Origin of the sequence: Labilibaculum sp. K2S (assembly GCF_030372765.1) — a bacterium.
Taxonomy (GTDB): Bacteria; Bacteroidota; Bacteroidia; order Bacteroidales; family Marinifilaceae; genus Labilibaculum.
Window position 1 is genome coordinate 1 of record NZ_JAUCMW010000045.1, and the last position, 5692, is coordinate 5692.

Annotated in this window: 5 protein-coding genes; all 5 read right to left on the bottom strand. The window is 31.0% G+C overall.

Translation table 11 applies throughout. The features are described 5' to 3' along the window. Positions 1–431: 431 nt before the first annotated feature. Complete coding sequence (locus QUH73_RS20445) at positions 432–1166, bottom strand: hypothetical protein (protein ID WP_289532305.1); 735 nt, start codon at positions 1164–1166, stop codon at positions 432–434. Positions 1167–1175: 9 nt separating this feature from the next. Further along, the gene (locus tag QUH73_RS20450) at positions 1176–2678 is read right to left on the bottom strand and encodes a SprT-like domain-containing protein (protein WP_289532306.1); all 1503 of its coding nucleotides are present in this window, start codon (positions 2676–2678) and stop codon (positions 1176–1178) included. A 311-nt stretch (positions 2679–2989) separates the two neighbouring features. Next, a complete protein-coding gene (locus QUH73_RS20455; RefSeq protein ID WP_289532307.1) occupies positions 2990–3826 on the bottom strand; it encodes a hypothetical protein in 837 nt (278 codons plus the stop codon). A 183-nt stretch (positions 3827–4009) separates the two neighbouring features. Then, entirely contained in the window at positions 4010–5005 is a 996-nt protein-coding gene (locus QUH73_RS20460; RefSeq protein ID WP_289532308.1) for a hypothetical protein, read from the bottom strand. Continuing rightward, the coding region (locus QUH73_RS20465) for a hypothetical protein (RefSeq protein WP_289532309.1) at positions 4983–5692 on the bottom strand (710 nt) is incomplete at its 5' end. The genes QUH73_RS20465 and QUH73_RS20460, both read right to left, overlap by 23 nt.

Below are 5692 nucleotides of genomic sequence, written 5' to 3' on the forward strand. Positions count from 1 at the left end.
CCTTTATTCTTTGTTTAGCCAAAAGGTAACCTTAATAACGAATGTTGTTAAACATTGTTTGTGTATCATAAGTCTGAAGTGTTTGGTGTCACCGCACTGTTTCATGTTTGTCGAATCACTTGTGTATTTTGCAAATAAAAACAGCCCCAAAATAATTTATGTTTTTGGGCTGTTCTTTTTGTACCATATTTTGTTGCATTTACAGTAGAGATAGAGTTCGGATTAATGGCAATAGGTTACAACCTTCGGAAAATTGCAACTGCAATTATGTCCAATTCGGGGAGGATAATGGCTTTTGTGCAATTATTGTCATTTTTGAGCTGAATGTCAGCACTCGTAAACAACTGCATGACCAAATCAATAAAATTATTATCTCCATGAAAATGGCTGCTTAAAAAATGAGACCGCCCTTTTGGGACAGCCTCTTTATTTTATTCAATGTGAGTTGTAAATCTTTTTATAATTGTCCACTTGTCATCAATTTTCTCAAGATAGATTCTCTCACCAGAATGCAAATATTCCACATCTACAATGGCTTTGGATTTTCGTTTATTAAAGGTGACGATTTTAATTTCCAAGTAATCGAGCTGGCACAATTCACTCTCTCCCGTTTCGATAGGTAAGAATTTTGATAATGGTTTTAAGAGTGGGTCAAATAAAACTTTTGATTTCCATTCGATTAATTCTCCATTATTCAAGATTGCTTTATATTCCGTACTTTGGTTAATAAAATCAATAAATTCTTGAAATAGTTTAATATTGATTTCAGTTAAAAACAAGTGATCTTTGTCTACATATGGTCGAAATAAGAGTTTCATTGCAGACTTGGAAACTGCTATTTCCTGATATATATCTGATTCTTTAATTTTCTTTTTTGCAATCTGAGTTACGACAGAATCTTGTATCAAAAGAAAACAAGAATCACTATCTATATCATAGATTTCTATAAGTTTATATATATCTTCAATGTCCTTCTGACAATTGTTAACATGATCATCGTGATTATGCTTTTGAAGTTCAGAAAAGAAATCATATGTCTGAGAAGGATTATTCAGTTGCAGCACATGCAGCAAATTTGTTTTAAGTTCTTTTTGCTCAATATTCTGAGAAAAAACAGTCAAAGAAATGACTAGATGTGCTGATGCTAATAAAATTAAATTCTTCATATATTCTATTTAAAATGGACAATTTACAGGTAAACATTCATCTAAAAAACCAGTAACCATATCATAATTGTTTTTATTAGCATCGTAAAATTGTTTTCCTTCAGCTGTTCGCTTAAGACCAGATCTTGCCATTACTTCAAAAATAAAATCTAAATTTTTCCCAGGTAGTTTTTCCGTTACTTGAGCTATAAATTTTACTTTCTCTTCATGAGATGGCCATTTATTATACAAATCAGACAAATTCTTTTTCATAACCTCAATATAATTAATCATGATTTTATGTTGTGCTTCTTTCCCATACTTCTTTTGGAGAGCATCATATGTTGTTGCGAAATCAATATTTTCAGCAGGTGTAGCATGTGTGCTTGAATCATAAATAACACCAAATAAATGTGCGTGAATAGTTTCATGTAATATTGTATTTGCGGTAGCTAGAAATGAATTGCTATTCATTAATCGCTTAGAGATAATAATATTGAAGTTTGCATTTATTAAATTTCCATAACCATCAGTTTTAATGTCCGTAGGTTTACATTTACCTTTTGTATCTGTACCAAGATCATCTTCAATAGAATATGAAATATTAGTTTTAGAATCAGGATATTCAAATCCTTTTAAAAGTTCGTCAAGTAATGATTGTGGAACTATCAAATCATTATCTCTCATTTCTGTATATAAACATCCCGCCTTGGAATCATCAAACTCTTGCGTTGTTTCCACGGGAGGTGCAGGATATCCTGGATATGGCAATATATCTCGAGGTTCCGGCTCACCATTTCCATTACCCGAACCTCCATTATAAGAATCATTAGGCTTATAATTTCCACTACTATTAAAATTCCAATCTCCTCTTGATGTATGGAAATCAGAACGTACTTCGATATGAATAAAACATTCTTTATAAGGATCATAATGGCTTTTCCCATTAGAATCAATCCATAATTGTTCCCAAGAGTAGCAAGTTTCCATAATCTCTGATCTGGCTTTTGTTTTTTTAGTACCATCAGAACCTTTAATCGTAACTATAATATCATCATTTGAAATTTTCAGATTCATAATTTTCTCAAAATACTGAATCATTCTACTCAAATAAGAATAAGCGGCATCATCATGGTCATTCATAAACAGATAAGTTTCAATATCGCTGCCACTATATTTTAGATAATACAAAGCACTAATAGACTCATTTGTTTTGTCTAAAATAGGTATTATTAGAGAATTTCGATCCTCAACATTAAAACTCATTCCAGAATCCCACTGAGGCAATCCATACGTTTTAACAAAATCTCCGGTAAAAGAAAGAGAATCATCCGCTTGTGCCAAGCATTCAAGAATATAAGTCTTAAATTCGTCGCCACCGGTTTTTTGATGTTTGAAAAATTCCTGATTTTTAGTTTTTGCATCTGGTTGTACAATAACATCTTCCTCTTTACCGCACCCGTAAATAAGCAGGGAAGATAGGAACACTGCAAGTAAAATTCTTGTTTTAGGCTTTTTAAAATTTAATTTCATATGATTATAATTTGTTTTTAAGTTGCCATATGGAACTTACCATGCTGAGATAATCATCTCCCTGTGTGTCAAAATCGCTTTGACATGGACGTTTCATAATACTATGTGATTTGGTTTAAATACCCCTTTATTCTTTGTTTAGCCAAAAGGTAACCTTAATAACGAATGTTGTTAAACATGTTATGGGAATCATAAGTCTGAAATGCCTGATATCACTAAAATGTTTTAAGTGTGCAGATGCCTTTTTGCATTTTGCAAATAAAAACAGCCCCAAATCGTTTGTGATTTGGGGCTGTTTTAAAGTGGTGACCTTACTCTATATCATTTATCAAAGGTTTCTTGTCTTCATTTATCACCCATTTTCCATCTTTTTTAATGTAAAAATAAGTAGACCAATCTGGTTCTATTTCTATTGCGGCCTCTTTGAAATCTTTTGTTAAAGCAATAGATCTTATTGTATTTACCGGTCTCAGAAAAACATGAGAAGGACTGGAATAATCCAGACATTCTTCATGAATCAAAGACTGAATGTGTCTATTCAATGGAGCATATTGAATACTGTATGAATACCAGCATCTACCCATTATTTTATGATGGAAATAACCAACCGCATCATCGTTATCAATCATTAGATCCATTTGTAGTTTCTTGAATTTATTATGGCCTAATGAGTCGATATAAATAACTTTGCCATTGAATTGTTCAATGACTGGATTGAAATAGATTGTTCTCAGGTCTTTTGTATAATAATTTCCCAGGACTTTATCTACGATGCCAAACTTCAATTTAGAATTGTAAAAAAGGTATTTCCTGTTGAAATTAGACGCTGCAAATTTTTCTCCTGAAGCAATTTCTGCATTTTCTTTAGCTAGCCTTTTTTGTTCATTAGGTGTGGAAATAAGGCCTGTTGAATCTGCTTGAATATATGTTTCCAAAGAATAGAGATACGCATCATCTTTTAGATGATCTTTTTGAACTGCATCCACGATCTGTTGCAGTTCTTTTAAAGTGTCATTTCCCAAATTTGTAAGTTCCGATTTTTGATACCAATCTTCAAAAAAGTCCTTTGAATAAACACTTCGAAGATCTTCTTTCTGAGTAAAACCGAAAACTAAAATTAGGATGATAATTATATAAGAATATTTCATTTTAATAAGGACAGTTTTTATTAATTTGACTTAAAATATCAGATTCTAAAATAGATCTTTCTTCAGGTGTTACTGTAAATGTATTGTTTCCTACTCCTTCAAGACCACTGTTTGCCATATACGTAAACAGAAAATCTAAATCACCTAACCTACCAGAATAATCATTTTACCAGATAGGAATTTTTAGAAATCTTCTAATGTTTTATAAATCAAAGTATCGCATTTAAATGTGTTTCCTTCCACTACTGCATCACCATATCTTTGCGGTAATTTATCAGTTGATATAATAAAATTCCCTATTAGAGCATTTTTGTTTGTAATATCAAATGGGTTTTTGTTGAATTCAATTTTGTATCTGGTAGATTCTAAATGTTGGGTTTTATCAATATCGGAATAATCATCAAAGACTATTTTTGATACAATAAATGGTTTTTTGTAAAAAAATAACGATATAAATTTTCCACCAAGTCCATCATTATTACCTACCTGTAACAAACATTTATTAAGTAGAGTATCTAAATATACTCTTGCTGGCATTCTATAAAGAGCCGTATCTGATTTTAAGTTTGAAACAATTTTCAAACTGTTTTTTTGAGGAATATCAAATACTTTCTTTTTATACTTATTGACATATATCTTGGTTTGAAAGTTAACTTCAATTATTGTATCATTATGCATCCATCCAAATTCAATTGGCAAATGTGCTTTGAAACTACCTTTTATTTTTTCAAATGGGTGAAGAATTGTATCAGATATTGTAAATTGAAAGGTCTTAATTGGTAAGCTAATTTGATAATCTGCATTAAATTTTCTATCCATTGATTTTCTGGTAATAGATGCTTCAACAACAGATTTTGTGTCAAATTTGATATTTATTTCAGTTCGTTGGCTATTATGTGTGCGATCAAAATCCTTTCCTTTGATATCAGTTGAATTTATAGAATCTTTAGTTGCATTTGGGAGGATTTTCCAAATCATTAATTCAAAAATATTATTGGTGACACTTCTTAAACTTGTTGAAGGATTAATTGTATCACTTTTTACAGAATTTGATAAAAATAGAAATTCTTTCTGTGCAATAAAGTTGGGATCTATTTTAACTTCCTGCGAATATGTTAATGTAGGGACAATTAAAGCAAGTATTACCATTAACAGATTAATTACAATTATCTTTCTCATCACTTAATTTTTTTTGAAGTTCATTTATACGTGCAATTTGGGTTTCATTAAATTTCGATTTAAAGATGGTGTTTTTATCTAAGCCAAGCCAAGCTAGAGCCTCGTATTCTTCCTGAGTGTGATTGCTTTTATCAAACCATTTTAAAATTGAGACCATTTTCTCGTGCATTTGGTTGATCATATATATGTGTTGTGCCTCACCAAAATTATTAATTCTTTGATAATCATTAATCAGGTCGGGATAACTTTCACTTAGAATAGTTGGATTGACTTTGCCATTTTCTTTTGTTGATTCCTCTACTGTTTTATAAATTTCAGCATGAATAATTTCATGCAAAATAGTATTGCACATTAAAAGATTCGATTTGGCCAAAATATTTTCATTAATCCTTATTTGAATAATATTATAGTAAAACGGGTCTGCATATTGATTGTTAGTACTACGTGTGCCGTACGTTTTACCGTTTACCTGTCGAGGAATTCCAGTGCTCATATCCATTGGAATATAACCAATATCAAAAACAAGTGTGAATTTAGAATCTGAAGGCATGAATTCTTTTAGCAGATTTTGAAGTACACTTGTTTCATTTTTTATTTTATCATAAATGCAATCAGCTTTAGTTCCTGTCCAGCTATCATCTTCAACAACGGGCGGTGCAGGATATCCTGGATATGGCACTATATCTC